The organism is Belnapia mucosa (assembly GCF_016775475.1).
In the GTDB taxonomy this organism is placed as follows: Bacteria; Pseudomonadota; Alphaproteobacteria; order Acetobacterales; family Acetobacteraceae; genus Belnapia; species Belnapia mucosa.
The window spans coordinates 1-18,840 of the sequence record NZ_JAEUXJ010000039.1 but is presented as its reverse complement, the minus strand read 5'-3'; the positions used below and the strand labels follow the sequence as shown (position 1 = coordinate 18,840).

Genomic DNA, 18,840 nt, shown 5'->3' with positions numbered 1-18,840 from the left:
TGGCAGCTGGCAGGCTCATTCCGGCCGTCTACCGGACCGCCCCCGGCCAGCCAAGCCTCGCTCAACCTGACGATGCCCTCTACACGCCCGGTGATCGGCAACGATGGCTGGCAGAACGCTGTCGGCGACATCTTCGGTGTGCATGACTACGCCATGGACCCCGCCAGGTTGACCGAGCGCTACGGCTCTGCCGAGGCGCTCCGGCGCACCTTCGAGGCGATCCGTCCGGCCCATAACCGCCTGCTGGTGGATGGCCAGACTTTCGAGCAGCAGCCAGTGGTGGTCAGCGAGTTCGGCGGCCTCAGCATCAAGCCTGGCGAGGGGGAGAACTGGTATGGCTATGCCACGACGAACGATGCGCAGGAGTTGCTGGTGCTGTATGGGGCGCTGGTCGAGGCCTTGCTGGACAGCACCGGAATCGCAGGCTTCTGCTACACTCAGCTCACCGACACCGAGCAGGAGACCAATGGCCTGCTGACTGCCGCCCGCGAGCCCAAGCTGGACATCGCCACCATCCGGGCAATCACCTCCCGCCCGGCCAGGTCCGTCCCAAACGAGATCATCGACGCCATCTTCCAGCACGAGGTCGCAAAACGACGTGCGAGCCGAGCGGAGGAATAGCTGCGCGGCGGACTACTTCCAGAAGGGCAGACAGCATGCCGAATGTCTGCCTAGGGCAGTCCTTGCTCCATAGCGGCTAGCCCGCTAACGGCCAACCTCAACCATCGGATGGGCGGTGAGAGAGACCGTGGTAACGGTCTTCTTCAGCGCCACACCTTCAGCGTCCCCAGGAGCCCGCCGAAGCGGCCGGTGGATGCTCCCGGAGTGTGAGGCTCAGTACGTGGCGAGGCTCTGCCGCAGGCGCGTGATGGCACCCGGTAGACCGCGGACCTTCAGCACGCGGCCGATCTCATTGTAATCTTCGGACAAGACCCGCGCGCTTTCATATACCTCGCCGAGCAGTCCTTGCTTCGCATGGGGCAGCACCAGCACATCCTCCACCATCTCCGCCTCGAAGAAGGCGATAATGGTGTCCCGCAGTGCGCTCACATCTTTGGGTGCATGAGCGGAAAGTAGAATCGCGTCTGGATGCTTTTCCGTTAGAGCTACGCGGCGGGCTTCATCCACTTGGTCCATTTTGTTCAGCACCAAGCGGGACGGCACCGCATCGGCGCCAATCTCGCGCAGCACGCTGCGGCTCACCTCTAGCTGCGCCTCATAGGTCGGGTCAGAGGCGTCGACTACGAATAGCAGCAGCGAAGCTTCCAGCGCCTCCGCCAGGGTGGAGCGAAACGAGGCCACCAAGTCATGTGGTAGTTGCTTGATGAATCCGACCGTGTCGGAGACAAGCACGCGAGGTCGGGTTTCCGGCTGTAAGACACGAACGGTGGTGTCGAGCGTGGCGAACAGCTTGTCCTCCACCAGCACCTGGCTGCCGGTGAGGGCCCGCATCAGCGAGGATTTGCCCGCGTTGGTGTAGCCGACCAGCGCCACCCGCAGCTGATCCCGCCGGGCGGAGCGGCGCTGGTCACTATCGCGCTGCACTGCCTCCAACTGGTCCTTCAGCTCCGATAGCCGGTCGCGGATCTTTCGGCGATCGAGGTCAAGAGTGCTTTCGCCCGCGCCCGGCCCCTGGCGCCGCTCGCCACCACCCGAAGACTCCCGCAGCCGCGGGGCCACGTATTTCAAGCGCGCCATCTCCACCTGGAGTTTCGCCTCGCGTGTATTCGCGTGGCGGTGGAAGATCTCGACGATCACTCCGGTACGGTCGAGCACCTGGGCGCCGGTGGCGCGCTCCAGGTTGCGGATCTGGCTGGGTGAGAGCTCATGGTCGACGATAACGAGTTCAGGCTTGCGGGCAGCGTCTCGATCGGGTTCGACTGGGTCAGCCGTCTCGGCCACCTCTTCGAACCGCTGCCGGGCTTTGGACCTCGGGGGCTGCGCCATGGAGCCGACCAGGCCGGTGCCGCCGGTCAGCGCCGCTAGTTCCGCCAGCTTGCCAGTGCCCAGCAACGATCCGGCGCCGGTGCCCTCGCGCCGCTGCGACACTGTGCCAGCTACCTCATAGCCTAGCGTCTTCACCAGGCGCCCCAGTTCCTTGAGGCTGGCGTCGTGCGCGACGTCATCGACCTCCGGTGTTTGGATGCCAACGAGGACGGCCAGTGGGATGGGAAGCTTGGTTTCCATGGCATGACCTAACACAGACGGAGCCAGACCTGGCGTGTCGGCAGCGGAAAGGCCTCCGGTCTTGGCCTCTCGCCATGACCGAAAACGTTAGCCTCGCCCTACCACATCGAGCACTCCGGCTGAGGGCACGCCGATCTCGGCAGGCGTGCTGATGCTCCAATCATCCAACTCCCGGCCGATCGCCACCCGCAACCGAATGGCCCTCAGCCGATCGGCGGTTTGGCGCCGGCGCTCATCGGGCGTGATCTTCGGCGGTGGGCTCATACCCTGAATGTCGGGTGCCGCAGCCCTCGGCACCAGCCCATCGCGAGCGACGAGAAAGAGCTAAAGCTGGCGCTTCCTAACTTGCGATAAGCCCCCCTGCAGCAAGTGACCAAGGGGCGCCGTTATCGCCAGGCGAGGACGCAACAGAACCGCCGGAGTGGCATTGCCATAGCTGTATGGCATTCCCCGGTGCCATACAGTTAGGGGCAGCTGCATGGCTCACCCCCCTTTGTCATGCAACTCGAAGGGCCGCCCGGGGCCCCAGCCGATGGGCGGCCTGCCTCTTTAGTGCAGGAAGGTGCAGCGGGCAGAGCCCGCGCGCAGAACGGAAATCGGGGTCATGGCTTGCTTTCCGCCAAATACCGTTGAGCCTCAGTGATGCTGCGCTGGTCTTTGTCGTCGGTAACCAGCCCGGCCGCGGAAAACATCTTGAAAGCCGCGTCCACTTCGGTCGCCGTAAGTCGTAGCGTGGCCTTAAGCTGGTTCACCTCCGCCTCGGGCAGGGCTTTAAATCGCCGGCGTGCAATCAAAAACGCAATTTTCGCGGTTTGAAACGCCAGCAGTGCCCGCCGCATTCGGTTGGTAGCGCTGGCCTGCTCGGCGATCGTCACGCAGCCTCCCGAAGGGCGGCGAGGGTTCCAAGTCGGCGGAGCTGCGCCGCGACCTGCACATGCGACCAAGGCCTGCCCCGGGCCGCCAGGACGCCGTACTCAGTCAGGGCGCGGGCAATGGCGCGGTGCTCGGTAATGCCCGCGGCGAACAGCTCCAGTAGGGTCGGCTTAAGCTCTCTGCTCCAGGCCGTGGCCTTGGCCTGAATGGCTGCGGTGCCCTTCGCCGCAATCCTGCGTGCCCGCTCCGCGCCGCCGGCCCTGGCGCCGCTCAGGACCTTGCCGCGGGCCTTGGTAGCGGCCAGCGCCGCCTGTGTCCGGGCGGAAATTATCTGGGCTTCGTCCTCCGCGACCAGCGCCATAACCATAACCTCGACCGTCAGCCGGTTCGCGCCAGGCATGTCCGCGCAAACAAGCTCCACGCCAGCGTCCCGCAGGTTCAACAGGAAAGCGGCGTTGCGGGAGAGGCAGTCCAGCTTGGCGATGACCAGCACCGCCCGGTGCAGCCGGCAGGCAGCCAGCGCCTTCGCCAATTCCGGCCGGTCCGCCCGCCGGCCGCTTTCGACCTCCGTGAACTCGGCCAGCAGGGTCCAGTCGCTGTCGTTGAGGAAGTCGCGAACGGCCTGCTGCTGCGCCGTGCTGACCCAGCGGTAGGCAGTGAACCGGCCTGCGGCCATCTTGGAATATCCCTGCCAACGCGCGTTGACAGGGATATTGCGCTTCTGCCCTGTTCCGGTAGAGCAGTATCTTTCCGCAACCCGCACGTCTATGGCATGCGACCCTAGCGCGTCACCCGTCTGTGGTTGCGCCGCCAGCCCTCGGCCCGCAGCAGGGCCGTGATCCGGCGGTAGGCATACCGGCCATACCGCCGGGTCACCTCTATGATGTTCTCCCTTAACGCCGCTTCGTCGTCACCCATCCTCGGCACCTGTGCGAACCGCCTCGGCTGCCGTCTTTCCATGCGCCAGCAACATCTCGACCTGCCGCAGCTTCGCAACAATCTCCTCCGGCTTGTGGTGCTTCCTTGCCATCCCAAACCCTCCACAGATCGTCAGTCTCACATTACCGGCGGATCGCTTCTACGGGGTCAGGACCAACACGCCCATGGCATCTCTCAACGAGGTAGATCCGGACCGGGAGCTGGATCAGAACCAGAGGAGCTACGCGTCCCTATCCTTCTCACTATATCCACCAAGCTCGGCCAGTATTGCGAATCGCACTGCTTCCGCCAGGCTGGCTACCCCGAGCCGCGTCATCAGCCGCGCCCTATGGGTTTCGACCGTGCGAGGGCTAAGATCGAGTTCCTGGGCAATAGCCTTGTTCGACTTTCCGGCCAGCAGGAGGTCTAGCACCTGGCGTTCGCGTGGCGGCAAGGCAGCAATCCGCGCGCCGGCCTCTGCAGCCGCTGCCGTATCGGCAGGAAGGCGCGGGGGTGCCGCCTCCGCCGCCCCAGGTGTCTCCAGCGCCGTCCTGATCGCCGTCAGGAGCACCGTCCGGCTGAACGGCTTCTCGAGGAAGTCGGCTGCTCCTGCCTTCATCGCACGGATCGCGGTTGGGACATCGCCATGCGCAGTCATCACGATGACCGGCCGTCGAAATCCCTGTTCCTGAAGCCGATGCAGCAGTTCGACCCCATTTAGCCCCGGCATCCGCACATCGACCAGGACGCAGCCGATTTGATCATCGCCGCCCTTGGCGAGCGCCTCAAGGAAGCCCATGCCGGAGACATGGGTTTCCGTGGGAATGCGAGCGGACCGGAGCAGCAGCGCAATCGCCCGGCGGACCGCATCATCATCGTCGATCACATGGACTACGCGGCGACTGCTCTCATGGCCAGCATCGCCCGGCATCTCATCCACCGACCGACGGAACTCCTCGCCGCTGGCCATTGCCGTTAGGTCCTCTAGCTGACCGATGCATCGGCCGACGCCGCGGGCAAGGTAAAGCGGAACACGGTCCCGCCACCGGGATTGGGCTCGGCCCAGAGACGCCCGCCATGCCCCTCGACAATAGAGCGACAAATCGACAGGCCCATGCCCATGCCGTTCGATTTGGTCGTGACAAAGGGCTCGAACAGACGCTCGGCAATCTCCGATGTCAGGCCAGGACCAGTGTCGGCTACCGTGACCTCAACCATGCCCGGGCCGGCCGGTGCCGCCGTTACCACCAACTTGGGGCTCTGCGACGGTGCCCCATCAACTGTAGATGCTGCGTTCTCAATCGCCTCCAGCGCATTGCGGATCAGGTTGACCAACACTTGCTGGATCTGGATCCGGTCGGCGATGACAAATGGAAGCCGCGGGGCGAGGTGGATTGCGACCTGGACGCCATGCTCCTGCGCGCCAGTCAGCGCCAACGCGCTGGCTTCCTCAATCAGCCTGGGCAGCTCCTCCAGCCGCTTGTCGGCCTCGCCGCGAGTGATGAAATCACGGAGCCGCCAAACGATCTGCCCGGCCCGCAGCGCCTGTTCGACCGCGAGATCCATGGCTTCGCGTACATCCGCTACCTCTGCTGCACCATTGAGCGGCGTGGAGTCGAGCATCTCACGGGCTGCCTCGGTGGCGCTGGTGATGGCGGTCAGAGGCTGGTTCAGCTCATGGGCCAGGGCCGATGCCATCTCACCAGCTGCGCTGAGGCGCGAGACGTGCAGCAGCTCCGCCTGCAGCTCCTGCAGCCGCGCCTCCATCGCCTGCCGCTCGGTGATGTCCATGGTCACCCCGAGCATCCGGCCGGGGGAGCCGTCGGCGCGGCGGACTCGGCTTCCACGGCTGATGAACCAGCGCGTTTCCCGCCCGCCTTCCACGCGGCGGCGTGCGCGAACCACGCTTTCAAAGGTTCGGCCCGTAGCTATCGCTTCGCGCAGGGCGCATTCCACCTTGTCCCGATCGTCGGGATGCAAGAATTCGGCAAGAAGGCGACCAAAGCTAACCGGGCCGTCCCGCACCGGATCGAGGCCGAAGAGCGCGTACTGCTCCGGCGTCCACAGGTTCTCGCCCGTCTCCGGATCCCACTCCCAGGTCCCCAGGCCAGTCACCTCCTGCGCCAGGCGCAGGCGTGCCTCGCTGGCGCGCAGCGCCGCCTCTGTCTGCTTGCGGCCTGTGACATCACGCAGCACGCCAATCAGGCGCGTTACCTGCCCGTCCGGCGCTCGCAGCCGCTGCCCGTGCACCTCGAGCCAGCGCAACTCGCCATCGCCGGCTAGGCGGATACGGCACTCGACTGCTGCGCCGGCCTCACTCTCGAGCGCCGTCTGGTAGGCGCGGTTCACCTCCGCGCGGTCCTCCGGCACGACGTGGTCCATGAAAGCCTGGTAGCTCCAGGCCGGTAGCGGGGAGGAATAGCCGAAAAGCTGGTCATGGTAGGCCGCGCGCAGCACCGTCCCGGTCGCCAGGTCGAGCTCCCAGAAGGCAAGCCGCCCTGCTTCAAGGGCAAGATGCAGCCGGGCCTCGCTCGCGCGCAGCGCCTCAATGGTGCACTGCCGGTCCCGCACCACTGCCAGGTACTGAGCGACCGTGCGCAGAAAGGTGAGATCCCCCTCCGAGAGGCGATCCTGCTGGCGTGACCCGAAGGACAGCGTGCCGAACAGCCGACCTTCGCTCGCAACAAGCGGAAGGCAGATATAGGTGCGGATCCCTAACCTCTTGATCGGCCGCAGTTCCGGCTCGTCCGACGCTTGGACGTCAGTGACGTACATGGCCTGATGGGTCTGCGCGACGGTGCCGCAGACCGCCTCGCCGAATGCGGGCCGGGCCAGCCTGGCCCTGGCCGCTCCCGATATCCCGAAACAGGAAGCGAGGCGCAGCCTGTCGCCGTCCACGACATAGCTGAAGGAGACATCGAGCCCAAACTCCTTCGACAGTGAAAGGAAAAGCGGCCGTAAGACCGCATCCGGGTCCCCGGCGGCAAGCAGCCCCGAGGCCGCCTCGGACAGAAGCTCCAACTTCCGTAGGCGCCGGCGCAGTGCGTCCTCGGCGCGCCGCCGACCGTCGATCACGACGCCGACACCAATCCACCGTTCAACCCGGCCATCGGCGGCGTGCTGCGGGACCGCCTTGCAAAGGACCCAACGGTAGCTTCCGTCGGCGGCACAACGGACTCTTGCTTCGGTCTGGTACTCGCGCCCGCTTACCACCGCGCTACTCCAGGCCGTTCGCACCTGCTCACGGTCCTGGGAATGGAGGTGGACGAGCCAGTCCTCGTCCCGCAACTGCGCAGCGGGGACGCCGACGAAATCGGCATAATGCTGGTTGACCTGCGTGAACTTTCCAGCGGGATCGGCGACCCACACCATTTGCGGCGAGACCTCGAACAGCGCTCGATAGCGCACCTCGCTCTCCCGCAGAGCCGCCGCTGCCGCCTGTAGCTCGCGCTGCCGCAGCCCGGCTGCGATCTCGGACATAACAACATCGGCGAGTTCTCTCAGCGCCTGCTCGTCCTCCGCGGTCCAGCCGCGTCGCTCCCGGTCGATCGCGCAAAGCGCGCCGATGACGCAGCCATCCGGAAGCGTCAGCGGCACGGCGAGGTAGGCGACGATGCCGAGCTCCGCAACGGCGGGGTTGCCACATACGCGCGGATCCTCGCGCGCATCGTCCACCGCCAGCGGCAGCCCCGTCTCCACCACCGTGCGGCAAAAGGAGTAGGCGAGGGATGTCTGGCGCAGGCCGGCCCAGGGCCCTGGCAGGCCTTGTGCACTCAGGAAGAACTGCCGCTCGGCGCCAAGCAGCGAGATGAGTGACACCGGAGCACGCATCAGGCGGCAAACAAGCCGGGTCAACCGGTCGAAGCGCTCTTCGGCCGGAGCGTCGAGCAGTCCCATGCTGCGCAGCGCGGCGTAGCGTCTCTCGGCACTGCCTGCCGGCTGCCTGTGCGACGAAAGAGCCTCCAATACGCCGGCCCTCTTTGTTCGGTCTTTGGCTGCGCCGTCCGCGTTCATCACCGGCCCACGATTTAGATATGGGCCGATCGGCCGGCTCGCCCGCTTCAGAAAGATGCGGCTGCCCTTGCGATTTGACCATGCATGATCGAGTGATCGACTTCTGCGGACGCAAGATCGCCGCTCTGGTCACCTCTGCCGATGCCGAAGTCTCGCAACATCGCGAGGATAATCGGATAACCATCCTGCGCCTGGGTAGTTTTACGGACTTACCTGCGCAACGTCAGAAGGCAGCGCCCGAAATCGTACGGAATGACGTCGCGGGTGCGGTGCTGCAAACTCAATAGCACTGCAGCTTCGGGTGGAAAGACGTCCCCAAAGCTTAGCCGAAGCGTGGTGCTGGGCGATACTTCTCGCTCGGAAGACAACAGGGAGAAGCGTTCCGGCAATAACTCAGACCGCCCGACCAAGGGCGGTAACCGGGAGTGAGTCGTGGGATCGGGCGTTGTCCGTCCCCGACCCACCTCGAAAACCCCACCGACCCAGCCATGGCCGCTCTCTCGAGGACGGCTTTCAGCCGATCGGCGGAGCTGTCGCTTCATGATGTTGTCAAGTGGGCGGACCAGTTGGGCTTTCCGCAGCCCTTGCAAGACCCGGCAGTGCAGCGAGCAGCCGTGGTGTCTTCCATTCTCACGGCTCCGATAGCAGAGGTCTAATAGTTATGACCGACGAAAAGCAGGCCAATCAGGTGCAGGGCACAGGTATCACCGGCGGCACCGCGGTGCGCGACCGCCCGCGACAAGGTGCTGCCTCGGTGCAGGCCAGCGCGAGCGAAGCGATGCGCCAAGAGGCTGAGACGGCGGCCGAGGCCGGCCGCGTCGGTGCCAAGGCGCTGCATCTTACCCACGACCTTGTGGGAGACGTCGCCCGCTGCGCCGCAACGGCTGGCCTCGAGAGTGGCCGTCAGCTGCTTGAGGCCACGGCGAAGCAGGTCGAGGAGTTCAGCCGACAGATGGCGGAGACGATCCAGACAACCACCGAGGAGATGCGCAGCCTAGTTGCGCTGCCGACCGCCAATGGCGGGCTGCGAGACATGCAGCAGGCCGTGGCAGGCCTCGTGGACGGCGTCACCCGAGCCAATTTGCGCATCACGCAGGAGGTGTTCCGGCTGGCCAGTCCGGGTGCGGTGATCGAACTGCAGCAGCGAATGGCACGCGAATACTTCGATGCCCTTGCCGGAAGCCAGACCGCCATCCTGCGGGCCGCGCACCGCACCGCCGAGGACACATTGCGGCCGCTGGAGACGTGGACCAGGGCGCTGCGGCATGGCGGGGGCCAGGAACAAGCATCGGGCACCGGCGCAGCGGCGCGATAGGTGGGCGACTTTCGGCGCGGGCGGCCGACAGAGGCCAGCGCTCCGGCCATCCCTCTGTCACAGGAGCCCTCTATGGCCCTCTCCGCTGATCCCTTCACTTTCCTCGGCTACCGCTCCCCCCTCTACCGCCCCGCGCTGAAAGGCCAGCGGGTCCTTGTCGTTGAGGACGTGGTGCTGCTCGCCATGCTGGTCGCGGATTGGCTCAGCGACGCCGGAGCTAAGGTCGTCGGCCCTGCTTCCTCCGTGAACGAGGCGTTGGGGCTGATCGAATCTGCAGCATCCGACGGCGGGCTGAGCGCCGCCGTGCTCGATATGAACCTCCATGGTGCGGCGGTCTCGCCGGTTGCCGATCGTCTGGCCGCCCTCGGCGTGCCGTTCGTCTACGCCACAGGCTATGGCGAGGACTGCGACCGGGGTGAGCATGCTGCGGCGGTCTTGACGAAGCCGTTCTCCCTCAACGCATTGGTCGCCGCCGTCGAGGGCTTGGCCGCCAATCATTCCACCACGCCACAAGGGCGTCGTAGCGCCATCCCGCAGGTATAGTGATGCCATTCTCGATTGCGAGCACGCAGCTTCCACCGTCGCCACCTTCATCAGCGCTGAGAGGATCGTCGGCACGACTGAGCATGCGGTTGCAGGCGGTGCAGCGCGGCACTGGGGATTTAGCCGTCGGGCGATGGTCGAGGGATGATCGAGCGTCGCGAAGGGGCTTCCCCCACTATCGTCTCGGTTCAGCCTTACCCAGGCTTGCAAGCGGAGGACAGAGCTATGAGCGATCACCATGTCGATGAGTTTTTTCCAGAGGACATTGAGCAGTTCCGCAAGAGTGAGGCAGCCCGTGCCGCACAGGCGACGGCCGAGATGCTCGAATATCTCCACTATGTGGGCCTGATGGTAGGCGGTAAGCCGGTCGATGATGGGTGGCTGCGCACCCGGTTGGGCTTGAGCCATGATTGGCAGCCCCGTCACCACACCTGGGAGCAGGAGGCTCTACGGGACTTTTGGCAAAATGTTCTCGACTGGCCGATCGGCGATGATGGCGGGCTGGCTGTGATCCTCGCTCTGCCCAGACAACTCCGCGCCCTCCTTGCCGAAGGGTCCGTGAATATGAAGCTGTTCGCGGCCGGCGAGCCATTGGACCCACTTGAGCGGAAGGTGGAGTTCCACGATGTCAACGCCGACAGCTTCTTCTCAAGGTTGCTGCCCTTGAACAGGAGGGTGAGATGATCTTTCGATGACCGGCTATCCATGAAGGCATCCTCAACCTGCCCAGCCTGTCTCATGGGCCGCGACGCCAGACAGTGCCCGGACGGCCTGCGCTTGACGAACAGGTCGCAGAGCAGTTGGAGTACGTCGTTCGTGGCCAACCGCCGTGCCACCACGATTGCCAAACATGGCCGCGTGTACTCGTCGATCTCCATCAGCATCCAGAACTGCCGCCAGTAATGCGCCCGGCCCTGCACAAAGTCACAGGCCCAGACGTGTCCCGGCCAGCACGGCCACAGGAGCCGTCGTTTAGCCACAGCCGGCTCCGCTTCGGCTGCCGCCGCGGCACCTTCAGTCACGGGCGCTGCCAGATGCGCTCCACGCACTTGCCAGCGCCTTTAGCGGTGACAATGCCAAGCTCAGCGAGGTGATACGAAATTCCACCCTCAGCCGTTAACCGTTTGAAAACATGGAAAAACTTTCGTTTCTACCCAGGTAGTGCTAGTTACGGTGCTGGCGCAGCCAGAGATCAGACAGGTGCTGTCGGCCGAGCATTTTTCGGTGGACGGTACGCTCCTGGACGCTTGAGCCAGCACCAAGAGCTTCTGCCCGAAAGATGGCTCCGGCCCACCGCCTGATAGCGGACGCAACGGCCAGCAGGACTTCCATGATCAGCAGCGGAGCAACGACACCCATGCCTCAACGACCGACCCGGATGCCCAGCTGTACCGCAAGGACCGCGGCAAGGAAGCGAAGCTGTGCTCTATGGGGCATGCGCTAATGGAGAACAGGAACGGGCTGATTGTTGGCGCTGCTGTCACCCACGTCTCGGGCCATGCCGAGAGGCTGGCTGCGCTGCACATGGTGGAACTCCATGCCGGCCGACCTCAGAAGGTCATCCTGGGCGGCGATAAGGGCTTTGACACGGGAGACTTCGTCGCCGAACTCCGCGAGATCAACGTGACACCACATGTGGCGCAGAACACCAGCGGGCGGCGCTCGGCGATTGATGGCCCGACCACCCGCCACCCCGGCTATGCAGTTAGCCTGCGCATCAGGAATCAGATCGAGGAAGCATTCGGCTGGGCTAAAACCGTCGCTGGCCTGCGCAAGGCGCGCCATCGTGGCCTGCCCAAGATCGACTGGCAGTTTACCTTCGCTATGGCCGCCTACAACCTCGTCCGTCTGCCGAAGCTCCTCGGAGCCGCCCAGCCATGAGCACCGAGGAGCACCCCCTGCTCGGCAAGTGGCGGATCACCAGTATGGAACTCTGGGACGCCGAGTTCATCGACCTCCTCGGACCCGGCTACATTCAGTTTAATATGGATGGTCATGGCGAGTTCGCCATCGGAGCCGTCCAAGGCGGGCTCGATTGCTATTTCGGCAGCCACAGCATCCACTTCAGCTGGGAAGGAAGTGACGAGATGGACCACGCTTGCGGGGATGGCGACGCCGAACTTGAAGAGGACGGCACCATAACCGGCGATATCCGCTTCCGCCTCGGCGACGAGCCATCTTTTGCCGCCCGCCGTTGGTAGCTCTTCAGCAGCCTGCTAGACCCAATGGTTGAAATGGCTTCGGGGACGAGAATTAGCTAACCAGCCGCAGGGTTACTGGTCTTCACTGGGAGCCGAGCGGAATGCGACGGTGATCGCGGAGCTCTGGGGAGTTGATCCAGATGGTCCAACCTACAGGCCGGCCGCTCAAAGTCGGCCTCGTCCTGCCGCTCGAACACGATCACGGCCGGACAAAAGCGCGATGGAGGGACATCAAAGCGTTGGCGCAGCACGCGGAAGCGGCTGGCTTCGACTCCCTCTGGCTACCCGATCACCTGGTTTACGACTTCGCTCAGATGGGAGGGATTCCGGATGTCCCGCCCTGGGGTGTATGGGAAGCCTGGTCGATCCTTTCCTCGGTGGCGGCTGTGACGGAGCGGGTCGAGATCGGGCCTCTCGTCTCCTGCACCAGCTTCAGGAATCCAGCGCTGCTGGCAAAGATGGCGGACACGGTCGACGAGATCAGCAACGGCCGTCTCGTCCTGGGTCTCGGCGCTGGATACCATGAAATCGAATTCCGCCAGTTCGGCTACCCTCTGGATCACTTGGTCGGCCGCTTCGACGAGGCGTTGCAGATCATCCACGCGCTGCTTCGGACCGGTAAGGTCGACTTCGAGGGAGCATATTACAGCACCCGTGAGTGCGAGCTCTTGCCACGTGGACCCCGGCGGACCGGCCCTCCCATCCTGATGGGAGCCAAGGCTCCCCGGACCCGGCGGCTGGCGGCCCAGTATGCCGATTACTGGAACGGGCTGCGCGTCGATGCGCCGGAGAAGGTCGTCCCGATGCGCGAGGCGATGGATGACGCCTGCATCAAGGCAGGCCGGGACCCGAAGTCGCTACTCCGCACCATGCTCCTGCTGTTCGATCTGCCGGGCGCCTATGGCGGGGAGGCTCCCGAAGGGCACCGCGCGTTCAGGACGGCGCTGGGCGCCTCGCCTGCAGGCACGGCAGAGGCACTTGCGGAAAAGCTCCGGGCCTTCGCGCGTGAGGGCATCAGCCATGTGCAGATCTGGCTGGAGCCGAACACCCGGGCCACGGTCGACGCCATGGTGCCCGTTCTTGAACTGCTGGACCGCGCATAAACAGGCCGGTCCTTGTCCGTGGCCGGTGTCGCGCACAGCGACCTGGGCGTAAGCTGCGGCGCAGGTGTGGCGGGGTCGCTCATGGCCCGGCGGCTGGCGGAGGTGGCTCCGGCGGAAAGGGTGGGCACCGGACCGGCGTCGTGCAGGTCCGGGAGCGCTGAGGATTATGGTCCCCCGGCCGCCTGTACGTTCTTCCCGTTTCTCCAGCGCGGCGCCGGATGCCCATGAAACGCCGCAGCCGGTTATTTGATACATTTGCATCAATGTTTGCACGAACCGGTGCGAGCCTACAGACGGAATGCGCCGCGTGGCTGCTACTGCAACGAGCCAACGATCTGCCGGTACGACAATTCGGAGAATGCCGTCAGCGTCGTCGTCCGTACCGCGCCAAGCCTGCCTAATATCAGGCTGAACCTGGCCGCGACGGCATCATCAGGAGCTTCGTAGACCAGAACCAAGTCATACCCGCCCATGGTCATCCAGAAGGAGACAAATCGTCCTCCCATCTCCTCAAGCTGCTTCTTGGCAGTATCGAGCCGGCGAGGTGAGTCAACGATGGTGCGTGCGCCCTGTTCGGTCCAGTTGCCAAGCGCGATGAAGGTCGTCATGGCCGCATATCCTCTATAGGTGGGGATCGGCTTTCTCGGCAATGGCAGCGGCCAAGACTTCACCTGACAGCACGATCCGCGCCGGCTTCGGCCAGAGGTCCCGGTGTCGCGCCATCAGTGCGGCAACCTGGGCATGCGCCGCTATCGCCGTACTTCGGTTGCTGAACACGGAAACGCTGACGGCCAGGTCACCCTGCGCCTCGTCGCGCCCACTGTAGAGATGCCGGAACCCAGGCTGCTCGAGGGTCAGGGGTACGAGCCTTTCCTGAACTGTCGGCAACAAGGCCGAGGACGGCCCAAGACCCTCTGTCATGCGGACCAGCACATAGCTGTCCTGGCCCTGCCGCGCCGCATCGAGATGCACCGTCACCGCTACGGTTTTGACCTCTGGCGCAGCGGTCAGAAGTGCCCCGAGGTTTGGCTCGGCCCAAGCCTTGGCGTAGGCGTTCGCAGCCAGCATGGCATCTCGGTCGGCAAACACCGAAACGGCAAATACGCCGCTGCCGCCATCCATCCTGGCTGCATAGTAGGCCCGAAATCCAGCCGCTTGGGCGAGCCGCGGGAGTAGGTCCTCACGCACTCTGCGGCCGATTTCCTCAGGCGGCCCCGACGCATTGTACTTCCGCAGTGTGAGGTACCATGAACCGTCGCTCATGTATTCGCCCTCCCCTGTTTGATGCGGGAGTGGTGGGCCCGCAACCAACCGCAAGATGTTGCTGCCGCCGCCTTCTATTTCTTTTTCGTGGGACTCGGTATCACTGGCCCATCATGCAAAGCCGGTAACGCTGATCGCCAAGCCGCCACGGTCGGTTTGTCCTGTTCAGCTTCTTCTGCTCTCGGCCGTTCTGCTGTTATCCTTTGGCCACATGTTTTCTCCCGAACTAGCCATGCGGACCGGCTTCGATCCCAAAGGCGAAATCAGGCTACGCCTTCTTCAAAGGCTCGCTAATCACTTCGGCGCTGCCGGATACCAGCAGCGACAGCGGCAGCTGGACATGAACAGGACCGCACCCATGCTCTCGGTGCCTGCGTCGCTGATTCGCCTTGACCCGCAGCGGGCATCCACACATGCGATAAGCCCCCACAGAGCAAGTCAGCGAAGCCAGTCAAGCAGCTTCGGCTCAGACAGGCTGTAAGCTGTTCCAAGGGTCCTGACGGCGGGCGGAGTGAGGTCTTGCAGCCGATGCCTCGATCCATCGAGCTGCCTGACCCGCGACGGCAGCTGCGTGTTCGGTGACATGCGGGAGGCCGACGAGTTCACCGAAGGTGCCCCTGGCCAACGGTCCCACTGCGAGCAACCTGTCGTCCGGCTGACCCTCGCTATTGAGGACGCGACTGTGTCGGTCGACATGCACACCGAGGGAGTATGAGTCGCCACGCAGTAAGCCGGCCGATACCAGGGACGCTAATGCAGAGTTTTTGGCGGTTATGTCCCGATGGGCAGGGCCAATGGCCAACACCACCGCATCCACCTGTCGTCGTAGCTGCGCAAGCGCGCCTTTCCCTCGCGGCCGCAACGTGACATCCAAGCGAGTGCCAACCGAAACAACGTCGCTGAGAGTTGCCGTGAAGACCTCAAGGCGTCCGTCCTCCTTGGCGTTGTGGACAGCCTGTTCAGCTTGCGGTGCAGCGCGATACCGGTGCACGTCCCAATACGGCCGCAAATGTCGGAGAAGCCGCAGCCGCTCCTCTTCGGGCAATGCGGCCCAGATTACTTGGGCGTCTCGTACTAGGGCCCTGATGACAGCCTGCCAAGGCCGGCCAGCCGCTGCTGCTGCCGTCACGGCAGTGCGGACCTGCCGGACCAGGTCGCCTGCGGACTTCCAGGGCGTGCTCGCGAACTCGCTCCAGGCCTGACTAATAGGACGCTCGTGGGGGCGCGATAGCAATCCGCGCCTGGACACCGCGGTGATCCGACCTCGGTGCCCACGCAACTCGAGCGATGCAACGATGTCGGCCATGGTCAAGCCGGTACCCAGGATCAGGATATCGTCGGTGGCGCGGACCTCTGCCAGCGCTCTCTCGGCCCAAGGGTTTACGATGATCTTGCGGTGCTTTGAGAAAACGCCGCCTAAAGCAGGCGGTACGGCTGGTGGCGGGTGACCTGTGGCGAGTACGACCAGGTCGGCCTCGAGGCGTCCGCCATTCCCCAGCTCAATGCGCCAGACGTGTCCCCATTTCGTCATACGCGTGGCGGCATCTCGGATATGTTGGATGGTGGCCAGGCCACCATGCGCTTCTGCCAACGTCTCCGCTACATAGGTGCCGAACAGGGCTCGACGAGGGAACAACCCAAGTGCGTCTACCATACTGGGATCCGCTTCGATCGCTCGCCGGCGGTCCAGCCAACGCGTAAAGTGATGCGGCTCGCTGGGCAGGAGCGTCATCCCGGCAGCGGGCACGTTCACCCGGTGCGCTGGATCGGTTGTGCTGTAAGCGAGGCCGGCTCCGAGTGTAGCCCTGGGCTCCACGATCTGGACCGAAACTGCGGCGCATGTCTGCCGCGCAAGATGGATTGCGAACACGGCTCCCGAAAATCCACCGCCGACGACGACAACGCGTATAGGCGGCTCGTTTCGGCTTGATGGCGAACCATGCGGCGGTATCACTGACGATCATTCCATATCTGAGCGGGGACGAAGGTTGGGTGGGCCGCCCTACTTGGAACGAGGCAGAGGCCCTTCGAAAGCCCGTGTCCCTATTCGCCGTCAGTCCTGAGGAATGTGCCGGAAACTTCGGTGCATTCTGCTGGCTCACCCAGCTTCGGCGCACCACTTCAACGCCGCAGCCCTCTGGAGATGACAGTTCAGGCGGCCACAAGCTTGACCACAAGCTGCACACGCGGACGGCGGAAGGCCGGCACAACACCTCGGACAAACACCATCGCGGAGGCTCCGGCCGCCATACGTTCGGTAATCTCGTCAGCGTCCTCCGGCGGCAGGTAGCCGAGCATGTTGCCGTCTTGAGTACGGACTTCGAGGCGGCTTGGCGCCTTGCTGCGGGTGGAGGAGGAGACGGTCGGGTTACCGCTGCGCTGAAGCTCAAGCCGAGCGCCGGCTTGCAGCCAAGGCGTCGACGATGCCGTCTGATCCCAGTTAGCGGCGCCAAGAAGGTAGGTATCGATCATCGATGCTGCGCTCCCGCCGCCGTGAATGGACGCTCACGCCCACAAGCGGCACCATTATTGGGAAGTATTGCAACCATGACGATCTGGTTGCCAGCGATCCAGAGACTTAAGAAGTCGTCCTAAAGTTTAATGCAGCAGGAAATGGTGGGAGCGATTCGGGCCATTTACCCAGCCAACGCTGCGCTCTTTCATCAGTTAGGCGGGACGTTCCTCACGAACTTTGTGGCGCAGCCCTAAAGGTCTTTGTGCTTTCTCATTCGCTCCCACGGTCGTGAGTTACACCGAGTATCGTTCAAGATGAAATACACGAACATGTGTTTCCGCATCCGATAAATTGCGCGGAACTCTCTGCGGCTTGGAATTGCCATTGTGCACGAAATCGTACAGCGCAACTTAAGCGGAAGACGTTTGTTGTCTCAACTCCGGATTTATGGGCTGCGTAATTATGGTTTTCGTTCAAAGTCGGGGTGCCCCTCCCGACGCTCCATGGTCGGATATGCCACACCATGCGCATGCGGAGGCCGTTGCGGCCTTGCATCTGACAGGAGTGAGGCGGCAGTTTGAGGCCATCAGAGATATTTTTGGACCGCATCCGCCACACTGCGCACGCGAAGCTCTCTGGGTCGCACTCGAGGTGCTGCTCGCCCATTTGCGTGCTGAGAGGATCACACAGCGAGATCTGGTTATACGAGCCGACGGACTGCTCAGCGCGCCAACGTTGTCACGGGTCGTGATCACCCTCGAACGCCAGGGTTTCGTTACCTCTGAACTGGCACCAGGCCATGCGCGCTTGAAGGTGCTGCACCCTACGGAGCGCGCTCTCGACATTCTAACGGCCCGCGCCGAGGAGGCCTTCGGGGAGTTCGCTGAGGTCGTGACCTCGCTCAAGAGGCGTTTGGCCAACACCACCGAGCAGCCTACATGAGGTAAGCCCGCCCGATAGGCGACCTGCCCCGCCCGACCAAAGACCTGGATGCCCGGGGCAGGTGACCCGAAGACCTCTCCTGGCTCTGGCCCCACCTCAAGCCTGCCGAACTCGGTATGCGACAGGTGCTACAAGAGCCGGGAAAGCCGATCACTACCGTCTATTTCCCTGAAACGGGTGGGCCTCGATGCTGGCCTATATGGCGGACGGCGACGCCACGGAGGTCAGCCTGATCGGGCCTGAGGGCTTGGTCGGGCTGCCGGACAGCGACGACCCTGAGGCCATGATGCAGGTTCCCGGCACGACGCTGCGGACAGTGGCGCTGGTTAGCTTGGCCAATCGTCGCTTGCTGGTTCCGACACCTGCACGCCGAGCCAGGCCGCCACGACCTCAAGCAGCGCCACATCCCCGTCGCGCCACTGCTTCCGGTTTAGCAGGGAAGTTGCTTCGGCCACCGGCATCCCAAGAGCGGCGGCGATCCCGGCAGGCGTAGTGATGCCTCGACCATCTAACTCGCGGCCAATCGCCATCCGAAACCGGATGGTCGTCAGCCGATCGGCGGTGCGGCGCCGATGCTCCTCGGGCGAGATCTTCGGCTTCGCGGGCGGCATCTGGTCAGAGGGCGGCGAGGTCATGCCCCGGATGTCGGGTGCCGCAGCTCCCGGCACCAGCCCACCACGCGCAATGGGTAAGGGCTGAGGCCAGCGCCCGATCACATGCGATAATACCCCCTTATCGGTGTGTGCGATACGACGCCGAACAATCAGGCAAGTTGGCAAGAAGAACAAAAACCAGCGGCGCGTGCATTAATGCTATCATTTCCAACGGCCGTGAATGACCTCTGTCGATATGGTCAGGGGGAACTGCTTTGCGGTGTCGCCAAAGAGGGCCCAACATGCGAATTATTTTGAAGGCGCCGCCCCTTGCGGCGAAACGGCACGCCGGACTTAAAGGCTGTTTTGAAAGCTACGGGGCAGGAAGTCGCTTGCGGTTCGGGTGAGCGAGGCGGTGGAGCATGAGACGGAT

The 18,840-nt window shown here is 63.9% G+C and carries 17 protein-coding genes and 2 pseudogenes; 8 read left to right on the top strand and 11 right to left on the bottom strand.

The window, feature by feature from the left end:
- Positions 1–621 (top strand): hypothetical protein (locus JMJ55_RS29400; RefSeq protein WP_456237089.1); only part of this gene is annotated, 621 nt, incomplete at its 5' end.
- A gap of 213 nt (positions 622–834) precedes the next feature.
- Here JMJ55_RS29400 and hflX read toward each other — a convergent pair.
- From hflX to JMJ55_RS29370, 5 genes are all read right to left on the bottom strand, one after another.
- Entirely contained in the window at positions 835–2,187 is a 1,353-nt protein-coding gene (hflX, locus tag JMJ55_RS29395; protein WP_202829165.1) for a GTPase HflX, read from the bottom strand.
- A gap of 602 nt (positions 2,188–2,789) precedes the next feature.
- The gene (locus JMJ55_RS29390; RefSeq protein ID WP_202829164.1) at positions 2,790–3,062 is read right to left on the bottom strand and encodes a hypothetical protein; all 273 of its coding nucleotides are present in this window, start codon (positions 3,060–3,062) and stop codon (positions 2,790–2,792) included.
- On the bottom strand, positions 3,059–3,736 hold the full coding sequence (locus JMJ55_RS29385; RefSeq protein WP_202829163.1) for a recombinase family protein: 678 nt from the start codon (positions 3,734–3,736) through the stop codon (positions 3,059–3,061). Before JMJ55_RS29385 ends, JMJ55_RS29390 begins: the two co-directional genes overlap by 4 nt.
- Positions 3,737–4,219: 483 nt before the next feature.
- On the bottom strand, positions 4,220–4,948 hold the full coding sequence (locus tag JMJ55_RS29375; RefSeq protein WP_236034225.1) for a response regulator transcription factor: 729 nt from the start codon (positions 4,946–4,948) through the stop codon (positions 4,220–4,222).
- A 14-nt stretch (positions 4,949–4,962) separates the two neighbouring features.
- Entirely contained in the window at positions 4,963–7,992 is a 3,030-nt protein-coding gene (locus JMJ55_RS29370; protein WP_202829161.1) for a PAS domain-containing protein, read from the bottom strand.
- 80 nt (positions 7,993–8,072) lie between these two features.
- On the opposite strand from JMJ55_RS29370, the gene JMJ55_RS29365 reads away from it, so the two are divergent.
- The 4 genes from JMJ55_RS29365 to JMJ55_RS29350 all read left to right on the top strand — a co-directional run bounded on the left by JMJ55_RS29365 (position 8,073) and on the right by JMJ55_RS29350 (position 10,534).
- On the top strand, positions 8,073–8,279 hold the full coding sequence (locus JMJ55_RS29365) for a hypothetical protein (RefSeq protein ID WP_202829160.1): 207 nt from the start codon (positions 8,073–8,075) through the stop codon (positions 8,277–8,279).
- Positions 8,280–8,653: 374 nt separating this feature from the next.
- On the top strand, positions 8,654–9,307 hold the full coding sequence (locus tag JMJ55_RS29360; RefSeq protein WP_202829159.1) for a hypothetical protein: 654 nt from the start codon (positions 8,654–8,656) through the stop codon (positions 9,305–9,307).
- A gap of 72 nt (positions 9,308–9,379) precedes the next feature.
- Positions 9,380–9,850, top strand: coding sequence for a response regulator (locus JMJ55_RS29355; protein ID WP_236034223.1), 471 nt, complete (start codon positions 9,380–9,382; stop codon positions 9,848–9,850).
- A 225-nt stretch (positions 9,851–10,075) separates the two neighbouring features.
- Positions 10,076–10,534 (top strand): hypothetical protein, encoded by a 459-nt coding sequence (locus JMJ55_RS29350; RefSeq protein WP_202829158.1) that lies wholly within the window; start codon positions 10,076–10,078, stop codon positions 10,532–10,534.
- A gap of 74 nt (positions 10,535–10,608) precedes the next feature.
- On the opposite strand, the pseudogene JMJ55_RS31355 reads toward JMJ55_RS29350, so the two are convergent.
- Positions 10,609–10,901: pseudogene (locus tag JMJ55_RS31355) on the bottom strand (IS3 family transposase); the annotation flags it as partial.
- Positions 10,902–11,014: 113 nt separating this feature from the next.
- Here JMJ55_RS31355 and JMJ55_RS31350 point away from each other — a divergent pair.
- The 3 genes and pseudogenes from JMJ55_RS31350 to JMJ55_RS29335 form a co-directional block, all read left to right on the top strand.
- Positions 11,015–11,731 (top strand): annotated as a pseudogene (locus tag JMJ55_RS31350) (IS5 family transposase); the annotation flags it as partial.
- The gene (locus tag JMJ55_RS29340) at positions 11,728–12,051 is read left to right on the top strand and encodes a hypothetical protein (RefSeq protein ID WP_202829157.1); all 324 of its coding nucleotides are present in this window, start codon (positions 11,728–11,730) and stop codon (positions 12,049–12,051) included. The pseudogene JMJ55_RS31350 and the gene JMJ55_RS29340, both read left to right, overlap by 4 nt.
- 140 nt (positions 12,052–12,191) lie before the next feature.
- Positions 12,192–13,154, top strand: a complete 963-nt coding sequence (locus JMJ55_RS29335; protein WP_236034227.1) for an LLM class flavin-dependent oxidoreductase — start codon at positions 12,192–12,194, stop codon at positions 13,152–13,154.
- 314 nt (positions 13,155–13,468) lie between these two features.
- On the opposite strand, the gene JMJ55_RS29330 is transcribed toward JMJ55_RS29335, so the two are convergent.
- The 5 genes from JMJ55_RS29330 to JMJ55_RS29310 form a co-directional block, all read right to left on the bottom strand.
- On the bottom strand, positions 13,469–13,762 hold the full coding sequence (locus JMJ55_RS29330) for a GYD domain-containing protein (RefSeq protein WP_202829155.1): 294 nt from the start codon (positions 13,760–13,762) through the stop codon (positions 13,469–13,471).
- A 13-nt stretch (positions 13,763–13,775) separates the two neighbouring features.
- Positions 13,776–14,276 (bottom strand): hypothetical protein, encoded by a 501-nt coding sequence (locus tag JMJ55_RS29325; protein ID WP_202829154.1) that lies wholly within the window; start codon positions 14,274–14,276, stop codon positions 13,776–13,778.
- 607 nt (positions 14,277–14,883) lie between these two features.
- Positions 14,884–16,371 (bottom strand): FAD/NAD(P)-binding protein, encoded by a 1,488-nt coding sequence (locus JMJ55_RS32250; protein WP_407927576.1) that lies wholly within the window; start codon positions 16,369–16,371, stop codon positions 14,884–14,886.
- Positions 16,372–16,568: 197 nt separating this feature from the next.
- Positions 16,569–16,889: a hypothetical protein gene (locus JMJ55_RS29315; RefSeq protein WP_202829152.1), complete on the bottom strand. Its 321-nt coding sequence runs from the start codon at positions 16,887–16,889 to the stop codon at positions 16,569–16,571.
- A gap of 1,251 nt (positions 16,890–18,140) precedes the next feature.
- Positions 18,141–18,449, bottom strand: coding sequence for a hypothetical protein (locus tag JMJ55_RS29310; RefSeq protein WP_202829151.1), 309 nt, complete (start codon positions 18,447–18,449; stop codon positions 18,141–18,143).
- Positions 18,450–18,840: the final 391 nt, after the last annotated feature.